A 15,711-nucleotide genomic window follows, 5' to 3' on the forward strand; every position below is an offset into this window, starting at 1 on the left:
ATCCAGAGAAGAGCTTTGCAAAGTTTCATAATGATCGGGTTAAATTTTCGAAACTCATGAGTAAATGCACGAAATTCACGAGTAAATGTGCGAAACTCACGAGTAAATGCACGAAACTCACGAGTAAATCCACCAAACTCACGATTATTGCGCGAAACTCACGAGTAATTGCACCCATTCTCAAAATAACCATATACATTTTGAATAAACAAAAGAGGCCTCTTCCGTCATCAGACAGAAGAGGCCTCTTTTAGACATAAAAAAGAGTAAACTCTTAAATTAATTATCTAAGAAAAGCTCCTTCTTATCTTTCAAACTTTCGTCCGTTGGAATTAGCACAGTATTTTTACAAAAGTAAAAACCCGCTGCCGAGGTATCATAGGGCCAAGTCCCTCCACATCTCTTGATAAGAATTAACGTTATATTTAATTATGTCCTTCACTATATATTCTAAATTCTCTAAAGTCAACCATATTTTTCATCGCGATAAATAGTTTCATAGTATAGTGAATCGATACTTTTTTATTATATCAATATATTTTATATTTCTACTTTTATAATGATTTGCTCATTCTCCATACAGGGTATTTTTCATTTTCTTCCCTTATCTTCACCATGCCTGAATTCGTATATAAAGAAATCGCCCTTTGATTATCCGGAGAAACCCTTAAGTGATATTCGGATACATTAAATTGCCTGAAAAAGTTTTCTGCGTAGCGGACCAATTCCTTGCCAAGGCCTTTACTGCGGTATTCGGGAATAAGATAAAATAGATTCACATAGCCAATTTCAGTTCCTTCGTACTCCCGAATTTGAAGTTCCATTTGTCCAATCGGTTCTTGGTCCTTTTCAATGATTACCTGTCCATCCGGAAATTTGCGGACCATTTCTTCCATTCGTTGCAGATATGCATGTTCATCTCCAAAACCCGCATCAGTTCCAAAACTTACAATAAAGGAATCTTTCCGAAATTTAATGATAGTATCTTCATCTTTGTCCGTATCAATGGTACGAAAGATCAACTTCATCCACCCCTATCATTTTAGTGAAATAGTTTTCAAGCAGGGAAAACTTTCTTTTTCATAAATAAAAGTCTTAAAGGGGCCCTTTTGTTTTTGTGCCTTGATGAAAAAACATCTGCCATCTTCCATTCGCACATTTCCAGATTGAACTTCTTAAGGTATGTTCCAGCTTATCTTCATCAAAAATCCGGTATGTAGTTAACACGGTATCATCAGACAATGGATGCATCTCAAATTGACTTAGGGTCATGTTCACCGCTCCGGCTCCCTCTTGCCCCATAAAATCGCTTTTTGACCATATGTTACCCGAACTGCCGAACTCAAAGAAATCATCTTTCAATAATGATGAAAGCTCTTCTGGAGATGTACGAACTTCAGAGTTTAACAATTTCTCCTCCAGCTCATACAAATGCTCTTTTAATAATGAAGTTTCCCTGTCCATTCATCTTGTCCTCCTTTTTCAATTAACGAAATCAACCTTTCAGCATCTGTAATACTTCAATTGATGAACTTATGTAATTCATTAATCTCAATGTTAGTATGTCTTTTGAAGGATTTTGAGAAACCTAAATCATAGCTATCATCTATTATTTTCTTTAATATGTCTAAATCTTTTTTTTCGATAATATACCTAATTCCATAATGTGATTGAGGATATAACTCTTTATGATTTCTTCTTTGCCTTGCCCAATCTTCCCTACTCTTCAACAATTCAAAATTAATAACTTCATTTAACGGATCCGTAGCCTCAACCCCATCCATGGTAACTGCAACGTACTCGGCCACCCCCTCATCGAACCATTTCGGAACGTCTTTAATTTTTTTTCTATAAGATATTTAGCCAAAAAATAATGTGTATATTCGTGGCGTAAATCCTTTCTAAAGAACCATTCATCTGCTTCTCTATAAAGGGAATCGGGTGATACCAAGGCAATTAAATTAGCATTGTTATCAAAAAAAGCTCCGATATCTTCTAATTCCCCATACTTTTGTAATTCCTCCAATTTCTCAAAAATCACTATATTTAACCCAGCATTTGTATCTATCTTCCCAAAAATATTAGATAACTCTTTATTAAGATCCCTTACCTCTTTAATGATTAGATTATTCAATTCATTATTTTTCGAATTAAAAATTTTCACCTCATCAAAAGACTGGTGTACTTCACTTTTTAACAATGCTTCCGTTCTATTATTTTTCCATAATATATGATAAATGCTTGCCAAAATAACCAAAACTAATAAACTAATCACAAAACTAGTTGTAATGCTTTTAAAAAATGAATTTAAATTATTGAACAACATTTGAATCCTCCTAGTTTGTAATACAACTAATTTTCCAAATAAAAATTACCAAAAATCAAGAATATTCAGTTTTTAAAAAGCGTAAAACTATTATATTTTTTTACCATATGGGATTATTTTTTTTAGAATACTTAATTCCCCCTTAATAGAACAATGTGTAATATAAACAATTTCACATAGTATATCGGTTTATTGTAAAGGGCCTTTAGTAAACTCTCTTTTTACCTTGTACTCACCCTTATTACTGTATTAATAGAAGAAATTCTTCAAATGGGGAATATGCTAAGCAAGCAGAAACCTACTGTGATAGTGGCAAGTTATATTAAAGTAACCCCACTTCTTAATATCATTCTATTCCGCGTATCTCCTCCTTTTATATTTGCTTTTTCTGTTGACCTAAACCAGATTAATTCGTCCTCCACCCCATTCCCGGCCCTTCATTGAGTCCATAAAAAAAGGAGCTGCAAATGGCAGCTCCTTTCTTCTGTGCATCCGGTTGTTTTCCCATCAGTGTTATCGTGATAGGGTTCCTTGCAGACGATTGGTTTCGGCGATTACTTTTTCTTCATCGATCGTTAAGCAGCGGCCATCTTTCACTACCACTTTTCCATCAATGTATACATCACATACGTCATTTCCTCTTGCTGCATAAAGCAGGTGAGAATAGGCTTCACTCAGCGGCTGCAGGTGTTCTTTGTTATATGGGTAAATGGTGATGAAATCCGCTTTTTTACCAGCTTCCAGTGATCCTGTATGACCCATGCCAATCGCTTCGGCGCCCATTCTTGTGGCCATGGCGAGTGCTGTTTGGGCAGGGAATTTTGTGGCATCCTTATACATTCCTTTTTGCAGTAATGCGGCTGTCCTCATTTCTTCGAACATATCGAAGTTGTTATTGGAGGCGACGCCATCTGTTGCTACTCCCACTTTAATGCCTGCATCAAGAAGGCTGACGACATCTGCTATCCCAGATCCGAGCTTCAGGTTACTGATTGGATTATGGGCAACGCGAACATCATGCTGTTTTAGGATCGCCCGCTCTTCATCATTAAGGACCACACCATGTGCCATGACGGTGGGCTGATCGAACAGGCCTAGACGGCGAAGGTGCTCGACAGGACGGGATCCGTAACGTTTTTCGATGTCGAGGATTTCAAAGTCCGTTTCCGATACGTGGATGTGCACCATCAAATCATTCTCTTTCGCAATTCGTGCACTTTCCATGATCGCTTCAGGCGTGCAGGCATATGGGCTATGTGGTGCGACCATGGTAGTCAGGCGGCCATCGGCAAATGCTTTATAGTTTTTTGAAAACTGCTCAGCCCCCATGAGGTTCGCTTTTTGGTCTTTTTCGGTACCCAAGCTGAAGATCGTATAGGAAAAGGCTCCGCGCATTCCTGTTTCACCTATCGTCTCCATGACGGCACCGGCATCTATTCCATTAGGATTGAACATATCCGAAAATGTCGTGGTTCCTGATTTCATCATTTCCATAATGCCTAGCTGTGAACTTACAGTGGCGATTTCCGTTGTAAACTGGCTTTCGATCGGCCATATTTTCGTTTCAAGCCATGGCTTCAGCAGCATATCGTCCCCGATACCGCGTAAAAGGGTCATTACAATATGCGAATGGGCATTCACAAGGCCTGGCATGATCCATTTCCCGCCAAGGTTGACCACTTGATCTGCATCTGCCAATTGTTGTTCATCATGCTGGCCGATGTAGGATATGGTATCATCTTGTACAATCATCATGCCGTTTTCAAAGATTTGATTTTCCTTGTCCATAGTAAAAAATGTAGCATTCACATATATTGTTTTCATAAGTATTTCCTCCAAAGTCGTATCATGTATCAACATGTTCTATTCCGCATTCTAAACTAGCACCTTACAGGTAATCAAGTAATTCCATATTATCAGGGGACATTTCCATTTACCTTAGGAACCTATTGGAAGAGATCCAAGATGAATGCCTCCTTCAATATATCCGTTCAATTCAGCATGCGAAATCAGTTGCTTAAGAAAATTTCCCCTCCATTGCTCGTGACCATAATGGCTTCTTGCACATCTTGAAGGCTGTAGGAGGAAGCCGGCATCATGAACTTCAATCTTTTATCATTAATGAAGCCCATCAAAAGGTTAAACGTTTCATGCCAAGTTTGAACGGAAGCCTGCTGATTCCAATGCCGAAGATGAAACATTTTAACATTCACTTTTGTCCTTTGTGAAATTTTCGCCCAATTTACAGACTGTCCTGATAAAAGGCCAATCGTCAATAAGATGCCATTAGGCCGAACACAAAAAGCTAGCTCTGAACCATCGATGCCGCCCACTGAATCTATGGCCGCTTTCGCTCCGCGCCCATTCGTCCATTCCATCACTGTATCATGCAATGATGATCGGGACGTATCGATCACATATGAAGCACCAAGTTTAAGCAGTTCTTCCGTATACTTATTGTTTCTCGTTACAGCAATAAGCTTAAATCCAAGAATCTTGGATAACTGGGTAAAGATACGGCCAATGGAAGATCCGCAAGCATTTACGAGTAATACATCATCCGGTTTCAATGCCAATACCTCTGTACAGATTAGCCATGCGGTTATCGGGTTTATATATAATTGCGCTGCAATATGGTCCTCGATCGAATCGGGAATGACGATGGCCAAGTCCGCAGATGTTTTTACATAATCCTGCCAGGTCCCTTCACCGCGCAAAGGCAGAACACGCTTGCCTATCAACTCTTTAGAGACCGATGGACCCACCTCTTCTACAATGCCGACCCCTTCATAACCGGGTATGGAAGGCAAGGGAATTCGGTGGGAATATGCACCGCGAATGGGCAGTAAGTCAGACGGGTTAATGGGACGTGTGGTCATCCGGACGAGGACTTCCCCCTCGAAAGGCCTTTGAATAAGTTTATTTTCAACTTTTAAAACCTTTTGTGGATTCCCAAACTCATAGAATTTAACACATTTGGCTTCCAAGATAATTAATCTCCTTTAATATATAAGTCTATCTATTTTATCATTTAAACTGATCCCACCTGGCACTTAAAGAGCTTTTAACTCTGGATGTATCGTGGTTTTCCACGTTTTAATCCTCTTTCCATAAATTTGCCGTTAAGAATCTTCTTATTATTCCAAGCATATGGTTTATAAAACGTTTGTTTATACAAGGGGTGAAGAGATTGAAAAAAGCAGGAAAAAATGATTTTGTATCTGGGTTCGTACCACATCATAATCATGGATCTGTTGATTATACTTCCATAGCGGACGGCCATGTCCATCAATGTTTAGATGTAACTTCCCCGCCAATTCCATCACAAGAGGGAGGACATATTCATTATACTGAAGGATATGTGTTATTTGAGGATGGACATTCCCATTATTATAAGGCATATTCGGGACCACCCATTCCGGTTGGAAATGGAATGCACGTTCACTATTACGATTTTTACACAACGGAAGATGATGGGCATAGACATAGAATTAACGGGGTCGACCAACCTGCTCCAGGGAATAAATAAGATACATGATAAACAAGAAAACATCAGGGTGATGTGAAATCCCCCTGATGTTTTTTTGCCTCCGATAGTCTGACTCTAAATGCATCTCACTAATCTTGAGATAAACCAATTGGAATGCATAGGGGCGTTTGATCAACAGGATTTTCAATAATGCAGCATTCCAGCCCGAAGACGTCCTTGATCATCTCTTTCGTAAAGACCGTTTCAGGCGCTCCTTCTTTATAGATTTTCCCCTTCTTGATGCTAATCAGATGATCGGCATACTGTGCCGCTTGATTCAAATCATGCAGGACCATGACGATCGTGCGCCCATGAGTGAAGTTCAAATCGCGCAGTAATTCCAATATTTCAATTTGGTGCGCTAAGTCCAGATAGGTTGTCGGTTCATCTAACAGTAATAGGTCGGTTTCTTGTACTAAAGCCATCGAAATCCATGCCCTTTGCCTTTGTCCTCCAGATAATGCATCCAATGTCCGATCAGCGAATTCCGTCATTTTTGTTGCTGATAATGCACGGTCGACAATGGCATGATCTTCTTGTGTTTGTCTGGAAAATAAGCCTTTGTGCGGATGCCTGCCATAATAGCATAGTTCTTTAACGGTTATATCTTCAGGAGCTTCCGGAGCTTGGGGCAAGATAGCCAATTTCTTTGCCACTTCCTTGGAAGATTGCTGATGAATGGCTTTTCCATCTAAATAGATCGTGCCTTGCTGAGGTGTTAATAATCTAGCTAGAGACCGTAGAATGGTAGATTTGCCACAACCATTGGAACCTATGATTATACTGATCTTACCTTCAGGAATTTCCAAATCGATATTATCGATGATTTGAGTTGATCCATAAGAGAGGGAAAGATGCTCTGCTGATAATGTTGTCATGATATTCAGCCTTCCTTATGTTATTTTTCGTTCTCGGCGTAATAGATATAAAAAATATGGCACTCCAATCACCGCAGTGATGATTCCCGCGGGTATTTCTATAGGAGGGAATAATCCTCTTCCCAGGCTATCGGCAACGAGGAGAAAGATGGAACCGAAAAGAGCTGAAGCAGGAAGCAAAACCTTGAATTTTGACCCTACCACTCTCCGTGCGATATGGGGAGCAATTAAACCTATGAACCCGATGGAACCAACCGCCGCTACACAGACTCCGATTAATATGACAGAAACACTTAACAATATATAACGCAGTAATTTTGATCTTTCACCGAGACCAGTAGCCATATCGTCTCCAAGGCTCAGTACATCCATTTTTGAAGTTAATGCAATCAATACCGGGACAAGGACAAGAAATGGAAGCAAAATGAATACTTGATCCCATCCTCTTCCCCATAGACTGCCAGTCAACCACAGCAGTGTCGTGTTTACATCATCCGGGAACTTGACCATGAAATACTCTATCCCCGCTTGACATATGGCCCCTAAGGCAATTCCCACCAAAGCTATTGTATTTGGTTGAGCTCCTTTTTTATAAACAAATATCATCAAAATGGCCGCCATGACCGCCGCTCCGATAAAAGCTGAAAGAGGCAGAATGATAATGGGCGATTGCGGAAATAAAACGATGACTATAACAGCTGCCAAACCGGCCCCTTTTGTTACCCCAATCACATCTGGAGAAGCCAACGGATTTCGAAGGACCCCTTGCAGAATGGCTCCAGCCGTTGCCAATCCGGCCCCCACTATCACGGCAATTAAAATACGTGGTACGCGATAGTTGTGCAGAATGAACGCCTGGCTTTGCATGCCATTTCCAAGGAAATTTTGGAGAATTTCTAAAGGTGAGATATAAATGGCCCCTAAGCCCAGGCTCACCAATGCTAAAATCAGCATGGTAACCGTCAGCATCAGGAGAATAGAATAAGGGTGCAAAGTTGATTTCAACCCAAATGCCCGTTTTAGTTTCATTGCTTAATATTCCTCCCTCTCTTCGCTAAATAAAGGAAGAATGGCGCACCGATTATAGCTGTTACGATGCCTACCGGCGACTCAAAAGGATAAGCGATAAACCTGGCGAGAATATCTGCGTAAACCAAGAGTAATGCGCCGAATAATGCAGAAAAAGGGATGATTCTCCGATAATCCCCGCCCACCAGTCTCCTTACGATATGAGGAATGATCAATCCTACAAAGCCCACCGGACCTGCGACGGCAACCGAAGATCCTGCCAAAATGATCACCAATATTCCTGCCAAAATACGGATTCGGTACACGCGCTGCCCAAGTCCCTGCGCCATATTTTCTCCTAAGACAAGGATAGAAACAGATCGAGAGAACAAGGCAGCGACAAGTAGCCCGAAAAGGGACCAAGGAAGAATCATGTTAACGTGTGCCCATGTTTTTCCATTAATAGACCCGACTAACCAATAGAGCACATCTTCCGCTTGTTCATTAAAGATGATCATGCCTTGCGTTAAAGAAGATAAAAAAAAGTGAACAGCCATTCCGGCCAATGCCAGCTTTACTTGGGTCATACCTCCTCCCGAAGCAAAAGAATACACAGCCAACCCTCCCACTGCTGCACCAATGAATGCAACGCAAACCAGAGAGACGGAAGAAAGGTTAGGAAAGAAAACGAACGCGGACACAATAAAAAATGAGGCACCGGCATTAACACCAAACACTTGTGGAGAAGCTAATGAATTCCGGGTAATAGCCTGCATGAGAGCGCCCGCCACCGCTAAATTGGCACCGACCAATGCTCCAACTAAAGCCCGGGGCAATCGAAGGGTCCTTATAATAGTTTGTTCCTTGGACGAGTCGACATCAAAAAAGGACTTCAAAACCATTGATACATCTATATCGGCCGCTCCCACAGAAATACTCGTCAGGACTCCTAAAATCAGCAAAACGATTCCAGCGATAGCGGTACAATACACTTTCAGTTTACTTCTAGCTACAGTTTCCATCGCTATACAACACACTTCCTAACTAAATTTAAACCTAATGGAAAGCGAAGTAAGAATGGGATCTCTTACTTCGCTTTTATTCCTTTATTCTTCACCAAGCATGTTTAAAGTGTCTTTAGCAATGGCCTCCGCGGATACAACACCGCGGTATCTCGTCCATAAATCTCGATCAACACTATACACTTGTCCGTTTTTTACAGCCTTCAGGTCTTTCCAAAGAGGATTGTCTTTCCACTCATCAGTAAGTAACTTACCCTCATTGTTCGCTAGAAGCAGCACATCCGGATTAATCTCGACAAGCTGCTCCAGGTTCATCTCGGCATGTGGCTGTTCCTGCTGAATGGCATTTTTCAATCCCATGCGTTCAAGCAATTCCCCATCATAAGAAGAAGAAGTATGAGCTTGGAATGAAGTATCTCGTACAACTGCAGGTAAAACCGTCATATTTGAATCAACAGTAAGTTTTGCTTTAAGATCCTTAATCGTTTTTTCATGCTCGCTCAATCTTTTTTCTGCAGCATCTTCCTTATTCACTGCCTTTGCAATCGTTTTAAAAGAATCCAAGTTTTCTTGATATGTAGATTCCCGGCTTTTTAAGACAATGGTAGGAGCAATCTGCTGTAAATCTTTATAAATCCCTTTATGACGCTCAGCATCTGCAATGATTAAATCCGGCTGTAAAGAACTGATCACCTCTAAATTAGGCTGTTCACGTGTTCCTACAGAAGTATAATCCATTTCTTGACCCACAAGTTTTGTAATCATATCTTTTTTGTTGTCATCTGAAATCCCGATAGGTTTTATCCCTAGGGCATTTAAAGAATCAACGAAAGATAACTCAAGCGTAACGATTTTTTTAGGAGTATTTTTCATTTCCGTTTCTCCCATTTCATGCTTAATCGTCCGTGTTTCTTGATTACTTGATTCGGCAGATGTTTTCTCGGCCTCTGTTTTTTGAGAATTATTACATCCTGATAACATCATCATAATCGTGAATAACAGGATTAATGCTCCTCCCCCAAACGTTTTTACTTTTCTAGATTCTCTCATTTTCCGCACCCTTTCCGTCATCTATACCTATTTAACTTCTTACGCAACGAATACTTCATAATTGAAAATGATTATCATTATCCTGCTGTTATGATAAAGTCATAGATTGATACCGTCAATATTAATAAAATTTTGTGAATAAAAATCATTTTGGCCATTAAGGCAACCTGCATGCATTTTATAGATTACGTGAAGTTGAACTTTAAAAAAAGTAAAAAAAGAGCAAACCCATTAAGGTCTGCTCACCTTGCCCTGCCTTTTCAAAGAAACTATTTTCTTTCAATCAGCATCTCTTCAAGAGGATATTCTTCATTTGTAGCTTCTTTTTTTGGGCGTTTAATGGAGGTTTTAATAAGAATGGTAGAAACAATTGATAATGCACCCATGATCAGGTAGCCTGTCGATCTTGAAAACACTTCAATCAAGATGCCGATTAGGACCGGTCCTAAAAACATTCCAGCAGAATATAAACTTTGGAACAAGCCCATTCTCGTGGATTGTTTAATCTCCGGTCAAATTTTACCCCCGCAAAAAAACGTTCAGAGTTGATTTCAGAAATCCGCTCCCTTTCCGCCGACTGTCTGCCAAGCCTCATCAAAGCAAGCGCCTGTGGGGTCTCGGCTAGCCAGTTATTCGGCAGGAGTGTCGCAAATTTCTTCAATCCAATGAGGGTTTCATAAAACAATAAAAAACCATTAGGGATAATCTAGTTTTGTTTTAAAATCATGGTTCGGGATGAGACCAGACTTAAAAAACAATCCAGTTGATTGGAACGGAAGGTACGAGACTCCTGCGGGAATACGCGTCTAAGGGAGACCCCACAGGCGCAAGTGCGCCGAGGAGGCTCCCGGACCGCCCGCAAAAAGCGAGTGCCCTACGTTCCAATCCACGTTCAAATTTCACAAAGAAGATTGGATCTTCTTTTGCCTTCCAGATTATTTTAGTGAAACATTCCCTTTAAAAAGCGATACAGTCCATCTTCTCGATATGAATGCTCCGTCACTTCATCGGCTTGTTCTTTGACCAGGTCCGTGGCGTTTTTCATGGCAACGCAATGTCCGGCGAGTTTAAATAACGGGAGGTCATTTTCGCCATCGCCTACTGCCAGGATATTTTCCGGTGCTAGCTGGAAATGCTTCAGCAGCAGTTGAACGCCTGTTGCTTTTGTGATGCCTTCCACGGTCACTTCTACATTATGATGGGTGGAGGAAGCTGTGGTAAAGGCATTGTATTGCTTGATTTTCCCCAACTCCGCTTTCCATTTTCGAATCGTATTCATTTCATTGCTGAAGAAGTAGATTTTGGCTACGCTGCTTATATCCAGTTGTTCTGACCATCTTATTTTGTCTTCCACTGCATCCTGTCTTGATAGCCATTCATTTTCATCGACTGTCTCAGGCTTTGGCATCAAACCTTGTTTAACCATATAGTCTTTATCTTTAAGTAATGCCATCCGTGTTCCATCGTTCGGATGAACTTCGTAAAAAATCTCTTCCGCTCCTGCTTTGGTGACCAATTCCTCCACAAGTTCCGGCGACAGGGCGTGTTCGACAATCTGTTTCTTTCCGATAAATACGGACATTCCATTGGCGGTCACCATTCCATCGGCTTCCATGCCGGACGGCAAAACATCCCTCACTTCTTCCAGCGTTCTTCCTGTTGCAATGAAAATCAGCTTACCTCTTTCCCTGAGTTCGCGTATGTATTGTTCCAGCGTCTCATTCACAGTATTTCTTTCGTTCAATGTCGTGCCATCCAAATCGAGCACAATTGCTTTGTTCGTCATGCAACTCACCTCAAAAATCCAAATGATGATGAAAATGCCAACAGCCCATTATCTATAAAGATCTTAGGCTGTTGGTTTCATTCATTTATTTATTTTTGTTTCTTTACCTTATCAGTATATCAGTTTAGGATAATCCTAAAAGTTTCATGACGCTTAGGATCAGGAGACCGACCACACCGAAGTCCGAATCACCAAATGTGGTACCTTCAAACCCTACATCCCCCAAGAAGACCAGGAGTATCGCCGGCAGGAAACTGATGATGAGCCCGTTGGCAAAGGATCCAAGCATCGCACCGCGTCTGCCTCCTGTGGCATTTCCGAATACACCTGCTGCCGCTCCAGTGAAGAAATGCGGTACAAGCCCCGGAACAATTACTTTCAATCCAAGAACCGGAAGGAGGAACATGGATAATAGTCCAGCCAAGAAACTGAATAGGAACCCGATGATCACTGCATTTGGAGCGAATGGAAAAATGGTCGGACAGTCCAATGCAGGTTTTGTATTCGGCGCGACTTTATCGGCAATCCCTTTGAATGCAGGGACGATTTCAGCTATTAACATTCGTACCCCTGCAAGGATAATGTAGACTCCTGCAGCAAATGTTATCGCCTGGATGAAAGAGAATACGATGAAGTTCGAACCGCCGGATAATTCCGTTTCAATATAGTTCTGGCCGGCAAACAATGCGACGATCACGAAGAACATCGTCATCGTAAGCGATACAGCGACTGATGTGTCCCTCAGGAATCCTAAAGATTTAGGAACCTTGATTTGCTCTGTCGTTTTTTCCTTATTTCCAAACCATTTTCCAACATTCGCGGATACAAAATATCCGATTGTCCCGAAATGGCCGATGGCAAAATCATCGCTTCCGGTAATCTTCCGTACGTATGGCTGAAGGAGGGCTGGGAACATCACCATGCATACTCCTAATAGAATGGAACCGACCAAGATAAGCGGAAATCCGTTGAGCCCGCCGACCGATAGCGTGACTGCAAGTAAACAAGCCATGAATAAGGTATGGTGTCCCGTTAAGAATATATATTTAAATGGCGTGAAACGAGCCAGCAAAACATTGACAACCATACCAAAAACCATGATAAGTGCAGTCGAAGTCCCAAAATCACTTTGGGCGGCTGCGACAATGGCTTCGTTATTCGGTATGACGCCTTGTACATTGAATGCATGATCGAACATTTTACTGAATATATCAAGGGCGCCAATGAGCACTGCCGCTCCCGCTCCAATGATAATGAAGCCCATGACGGTTTTTAGCGTTCCAGATACAACATCCGCACTGGATTTCCGCTGTAACAGCAGTCCAATGAGGGCAAACAGCCCCACAAGTATGGAAGGTGTACCCAAGATGTCATTCATGATAAGTTCCAGCATTGCCTCTCCCCCTCTTCTTTATGTTTTCTTCTTATAGATGTGAAGCCAATTTCGATGTGATTTCAGGAATGCTCATCATGTTTTCCAGTGTGACGATCGTCCGGGTTCCATCATCCAGCTGACCGACTATATCCGCCGCTCCCAGGAAAATATCCGCCTGAACCGTTTTTGCGGATGCAAGATCCGTATGATCCACCTCGGCTGTCTTACCCATTTCCGTCAACGCTTTCTTCACATTCATCTCCATGATGAAGCTGCTTCCCAATCCGTTTCCGCATACTACCATGATTTTCTTCATATCAATCTCTCCTTTTTTTATCCTACATGCATTTCCAATTTAGATTTGATTTCAGGGATGCTCATCATGTTCTCCAATGTAACGATCGTCCGGGTTCCATCATCCAGCTGACCGACTATATCCGCCGCTCCCAGGAAAATATCCGCCTGAACCGTTTTTGCGGATGCAAGATCCGTATGATCCACTTCGGCCGTCTTCCCCATTTCCGTCAATGCTTTCTTCACATTCATCTCCATGATGAAGCTGCTTCCCAATCCGTTCCCGCATACTACCATGATTTTCATTCCGCTTCCTCCTTCGAATATTTATGAACGTATTCCATAAGGACCGATTTATCTGAAGTGCTTAAAATTTCTTCTATATTGGCTGGTTCATTCAATAATTGAGTGAGCTGGATCAATGCCCGCAAATGCGAATCGTTATCCACTGCCGCCAAAATGATAATCAGGCGTACCGGTTTATCCGGCGCAAAGTCCACGGCTTCATCCAATTTCAGCAAACTCATGGATAAAGACCTGACCCCCTGCTCCGGACGTGCATGGGGAATCGCCACTCCAGGCGTTATCACTACATATGGTCCATTCGTTTCTATGGCCTCGATCATGGCATCCACATATCGTTCCTCTACGGTTCCTAAGTCCACGAGAGGCTTGGCCGCGACTTGAATGCCTTCTTTCCAATCGGAAACATGCGGCTGTAATTGAATCGTTTGCATATTGAGGAGTTCTTCTAACACAGGCTTCTCTGCCTCCTTTAAAGAAAATTGGGTTATTTTTGGTGTATGGTTATACACATTCGACTTCAAAGCCTTTTCAAGCTGATCCTGTTCATGGATGGTTGCATACTTGGAAATGATCTTTAATAAAGCTGCAACATCCACACTTTCCGTCGTATATCCATACAATTCCTGCATGACCTGCTGGCGCAATGTATGTTTGTCCTGCATTTCCAAAATGGGCGGTACAACGAATAATGCCGCTTTTGTTCTCATATGCACCGTTGAAAAAACAAGATCGTACGACAGTGGGTATTCAGCCGCCTTTCTAACGGACAGGACGTCCAGGAACAATATATCCGGAAATAATTCCCTCAATGTATAAATGAGGATATTGCTGATGCCAATGCCATTCGGGCATACGACAATCGCCCTTTTTCGATCATCCAATGTCGTCCCTTGCCTGCGCAGCCATCCGCCAAAATAGACGGTGAAGTATGCGACTTCCTCTTCTGATACCGGACAGCCAATGTCTTTCTCCAACACCCACAGGGATTTTTTTGTCAAATGATGCAATTCAGGATAGACCTTCTGCACCCGTCCCGTCATCGGGTTCATTTGCGGGAGACCATACCGCAGGCGATGATATGCCGGTTTAAAATGAACGTATAATTGCTGGCATAGCTGTTCTTTGTCTTTCAAGTGAACAAATGCCAGCCTCTCGAACTCTGCCACGATTTCCTGCAAAAGGTATTGAATGGCTTCATCATCCTTAAGAGGCGAAATATCCTTCGTTCGATTCATGCTCAGTAAATGTAAGGTGGCGTATAAGTTTTCCGTTTCGCTCCATACTGATTGAAAGGCATTCGTTCTGGTCATTTCCTCAACCATTTTGTATTCTTCCGTCGCAACAAACGGCGCCCAGCTCTGGTCTGCCTGTAACTCTTCCCCTTTTCCTATGAGCTGATCAGTACATAGAAATAAATAGCTCAGTTCATGAAGCCGTTCATCCGTAAAGGTGATGCCTAATTTACGTTCGATCCTTTCAAGCTGTAACCGGATCGAGCTGATTTGCTTTTCATGATTTCCCCATATGCACTCCATGATCAATTCACTATTGGGACTGTTCAATACATCATGCACGAGACGTTCAATGATATATCTCTTTACTCGGGTTTCCCCAATCACCACATAGCCATCTTGTTTGGAATACTGGATCTTGAGCGATATGTCCCTGTTTTTCTCTTTAAGTCTTTTTAAATCCTTCAACACCGTATTACGTGAAAGCCCGGTGATCGTCTGGAAATGATAGACGGACAATTCTTCTGGGCTTAACAGAATCATGAGGTAAAAAACTTTTTCCCTATCTGTCTCTGAAAATATATAATTGCGTTTTGTCAGTTTTACATTCAATTCTTCATCCCTGATTGCTTCAGAAAAGGAGTAGCCCATTTCACGATTATATTGAATCGGTTGATATCCATGAAATTGGAGCCAGTCATTCGCTTTGCTCAGACCATATTGGATTTGCCTTCTCGTCAGACCTGTTTGGGCTTCAAGCTCTTTCATTTTTGAAATGGGCGAATGCTGTAATAGTTTTAGTAAATTGGCGCTTCTTTCATCTAAAAACATTCTCAATCCCTCTCCCTGCTTCTACGATATCTCACTTCTTATTAAAAATGTAGCGTTTCTAAGTCCGAATGTTG

Annotated in this window: 18 protein-coding genes and 1 riboswitch; of the genes, 1 reads left to right on the plus strand and 17 read right to left on the minus strand. The window is 41.7% G+C overall.

Features of this window, described 5'->3' with window-relative positions:
- Nucleotides 1-25: 25 nt before the first annotated feature.
- The 7 genes from ACFX4I_RS13315 to ACFX4I_RS13345 form a co-directional block, all read right to left on the minus strand.
- Nucleotides 26-178, minus strand: a complete 153-nt coding sequence (locus tag ACFX4I_RS13315; protein ID WP_377421154.1) for a hypothetical protein — start codon at nucleotides 176-178, stop codon at nucleotides 26-28.
- A 123-nt stretch (nucleotides 179-301) separates the two neighbouring features.
- A riboswitch (SAM riboswitch) is annotated at nucleotides 302-413 on the minus strand.
- A gap of 141 nt (nucleotides 414-554) precedes the next feature.
- Complete coding sequence (locus ACFX4I_RS13320) at nucleotides 555-1,022, minus strand: GNAT family N-acetyltransferase (protein WP_377421156.1); 468 nt, start codon at nucleotides 1,020-1,022, stop codon at nucleotides 555-557.
- A 73-nt stretch (nucleotides 1,023-1,095) separates the two neighbouring features.
- On the minus strand, nucleotides 1,096-1,464 hold the full coding sequence (locus ACFX4I_RS13325) for a nuclear transport factor 2 family protein (protein WP_377421158.1): 369 nt from the start codon (nucleotides 1,462-1,464) through the stop codon (nucleotides 1,096-1,098).
- A gap of 56 nt (nucleotides 1,465-1,520) precedes the next feature.
- Nucleotides 1,521-1,784 (minus strand): hypothetical protein, encoded by a 264-nt coding sequence (locus tag ACFX4I_RS13330; protein WP_034304174.1) that lies wholly within the window; start codon nucleotides 1,782-1,784, stop codon nucleotides 1,521-1,523.
- Entirely contained in the window at nucleotides 1,754-2,326 is a 573-nt protein-coding gene (locus tag ACFX4I_RS13335) for a hypothetical protein (protein ID WP_377421160.1), read from the minus strand. Before ACFX4I_RS13335 ends, ACFX4I_RS13330 begins: the two co-directional genes overlap by 31 nt.
- A gap of 513 nt (nucleotides 2,327-2,839) precedes the next feature.
- Complete coding sequence (locus tag ACFX4I_RS13340; RefSeq protein WP_377421162.1) at nucleotides 2,840-4,150, minus strand: amidohydrolase family protein; 1,311 nt, start codon at nucleotides 4,148-4,150, stop codon at nucleotides 2,840-2,842.
- A gap of 185 nt (nucleotides 4,151-4,335) precedes the next feature.
- Nucleotides 4,336-5,313 carry a zinc-dependent alcohol dehydrogenase family protein gene (locus ACFX4I_RS13345; RefSeq protein ID WP_377421164.1) on the minus strand — a complete coding sequence of 326 codons (978 nt, stop codon included), beginning with the start codon at nucleotides 5,311-5,313 and terminating at the stop codon, nucleotides 4,336-4,338.
- A 203-nt stretch (nucleotides 5,314-5,516) separates the two neighbouring features.
- On the opposite strand from ACFX4I_RS13345, the gene ACFX4I_RS13350 reads away from it, so the two are divergent.
- A complete protein-coding gene (locus ACFX4I_RS13350) occupies nucleotides 5,517-5,855 on the plus strand; it encodes a YmaF family protein (protein WP_377421165.1) in 339 nt (112 codons plus the stop codon).
- 89 nt (nucleotides 5,856-5,944) lie between these two features.
- On the opposite strand, the gene ACFX4I_RS13355 is transcribed toward ACFX4I_RS13350, so the two are convergent.
- The 10 genes from ACFX4I_RS13355 to ACFX4I_RS13400 form a co-directional block, all read right to left on the minus strand.
- Nucleotides 5,945-6,733 carry an ABC transporter ATP-binding protein gene (locus ACFX4I_RS13355; RefSeq protein ID WP_377421167.1) on the minus strand — a complete coding sequence of 263 codons (789 nt, stop codon included), beginning with the start codon at nucleotides 6,731-6,733 and terminating at the stop codon, nucleotides 5,945-5,947.
- A 15-nt stretch (nucleotides 6,734-6,748) separates the two neighbouring features.
- A complete protein-coding gene (locus tag ACFX4I_RS13360) occupies nucleotides 6,749-7,762 on the minus strand; it encodes a FecCD family ABC transporter permease (RefSeq protein ID WP_377421169.1) in 1,014 nt (337 codons plus the stop codon).
- Nucleotides 7,759-8,763: a FecCD family ABC transporter permease gene (locus ACFX4I_RS13365; protein WP_377421171.1), complete on the minus strand. Its 1,005-nt coding sequence runs from the start codon at nucleotides 8,761-8,763 to the stop codon at nucleotides 7,759-7,761. The genes ACFX4I_RS13360 and ACFX4I_RS13365 overlap by 4 nt, the downstream gene beginning before the upstream one ends.
- 84 nt (nucleotides 8,764-8,847) lie before the next feature.
- Nucleotides 8,848-9,813, minus strand: a complete 966-nt coding sequence (locus ACFX4I_RS13370; protein ID WP_377421173.1) for an ABC transporter substrate-binding protein — start codon at nucleotides 9,811-9,813, stop codon at nucleotides 8,848-8,850.
- 269 nt (nucleotides 9,814-10,082) lie between these two features.
- A complete protein-coding gene (locus ACFX4I_RS13375) occupies nucleotides 10,083-10,295 on the minus strand; it encodes a hypothetical protein (RefSeq protein ID WP_230301011.1) in 213 nt (70 codons plus the stop codon).
- 458 nt (nucleotides 10,296-10,753) lie between these two features.
- Nucleotides 10,754-11,599 carry an HAD family hydrolase gene (locus ACFX4I_RS13380; protein ID WP_230301012.1) on the minus strand — a complete coding sequence of 282 codons (846 nt, stop codon included), beginning with the start codon at nucleotides 11,597-11,599 and terminating at the stop codon, nucleotides 10,754-10,756.
- Nucleotides 11,600-11,723: 124 nt separating this feature from the next.
- On the minus strand, nucleotides 11,724-12,992 hold the full coding sequence (locus tag ACFX4I_RS13385; RefSeq protein ID WP_230301013.1) for a PTS ascorbate transporter subunit IIC: 1,269 nt from the start codon (nucleotides 12,990-12,992) through the stop codon (nucleotides 11,724-11,726).
- Nucleotides 12,993-13,023: 31 nt separating this feature from the next.
- On the minus strand, nucleotides 13,024-13,290 hold the full coding sequence (locus ACFX4I_RS13390) for a PTS sugar transporter subunit IIB (RefSeq protein WP_048883161.1): 267 nt from the start codon (nucleotides 13,288-13,290) through the stop codon (nucleotides 13,024-13,026).
- Between the two features lie 17 nt (nucleotides 13,291-13,307).
- A complete protein-coding gene (locus ACFX4I_RS13395) occupies nucleotides 13,308-13,574 on the minus strand; it encodes a PTS sugar transporter subunit IIB (protein ID WP_048883162.1) in 267 nt (88 codons plus the stop codon).
- Entirely contained in the window at nucleotides 13,571-15,637 is a 2,067-nt protein-coding gene (locus ACFX4I_RS13400; protein ID WP_377421176.1) for a BglG family transcription antiterminator, read from the minus strand. The genes ACFX4I_RS13395 and ACFX4I_RS13400 overlap by 4 nt, the downstream gene beginning before the upstream one ends.
- Nucleotides 15,638-15,711 lie beyond the last annotated feature (74 nt).

Origin of the sequence: Peribacillus sp. YIM B13472 (genome assembly GCF_042788005.1) — a bacterium.
GTDB classification, from domain to species: Bacteria; Bacillota; Bacilli; order Bacillales; family DSM-1321; genus Peribacillus; species Peribacillus simplex_E.

Bases quoted from the DNA above. Each gene is read 5' to 3' on its own strand.
- ACFX4I_RS13315 (WP_377421154.1), bottom strand. From the start codon at position 178: ATGGGTGCAATTACTCGTGAGTTTCGCGCAATAATCGTGAGTTTGGTG.
- ACFX4I_RS13325 (WP_377421158.1), bottom strand. From the start codon at position 1,464: ATGGACAGGGAAACTTCATTATTAAAAGAGCATTTGTATGAGCTGGAG.
- ACFX4I_RS13330 (WP_034304174.1), bottom strand. From the start codon at position 1,784: ATGGATGGGGTTGAGGCTACGGATCCGTTAAATGAAGTTATTAATTTT.
- ACFX4I_RS13335 (WP_377421160.1), bottom strand. From the start codon at position 2,326: ATGTTGTTCAATAATTTAAATTCATTTTTTAAAAGCATTACAACTAGT.
- ACFX4I_RS13340 (WP_377421162.1), bottom strand. From the start codon at position 4,150: ATGAAAACAATATATGTGAATGCTACATTTTTTACTATGGACAAGGAA.
- ACFX4I_RS13355 (WP_377421167.1), bottom strand. From the start codon at position 6,733: ATGACAACATTATCAGCAGAGCATCTTTCCCTCTCTTATGGATCAACT.
- ACFX4I_RS13360 (WP_377421169.1), bottom strand. From the start codon at position 7,762: ATGAAACTAAAACGGGCATTTGGGTTGAAATCAACTTTGCACCCTTAT.
- ACFX4I_RS13365 (WP_377421171.1), bottom strand. From the start codon at position 8,763: ATGGAAACTGTAGCTAGAAGTAAACTGAAAGTGTATTGTACCGCTATC.
- ACFX4I_RS13370 (WP_377421173.1), bottom strand. From the start codon at position 9,813: ATGAGAGAATCTAGAAAAGTAAAAACGTTTGGGGGAGGAGCATTAATC.
- ACFX4I_RS13380 (WP_230301012.1), bottom strand. From the start codon at position 11,599: ATGACGAACAAAGCAATTGTGCTCGATTTGGATGGCACGACATTGAAC.
- ACFX4I_RS13385 (WP_230301013.1), bottom strand. From the start codon at position 12,992: ATGCTGGAACTTATCATGAATGACATCTTGGGTACACCTTCCATACTT.
- ACFX4I_RS13390 (WP_048883161.1), bottom strand. From the start codon at position 13,290: ATGAAGAAAATCATGGTAGTATGCGGAAACGGATTGGGAAGCAGCTTC.
- ACFX4I_RS13395 (WP_048883162.1), bottom strand. From the start codon at position 13,574: ATGAAAATCATGGTAGTATGCGGGAACGGATTGGGAAGCAGCTTCATC.
- ACFX4I_RS13400 (WP_377421176.1), bottom strand. From the start codon at position 15,637: ATGTTTTTAGATGAAAGAAGCGCCAATTTACTAAAACTATTACAGCAT.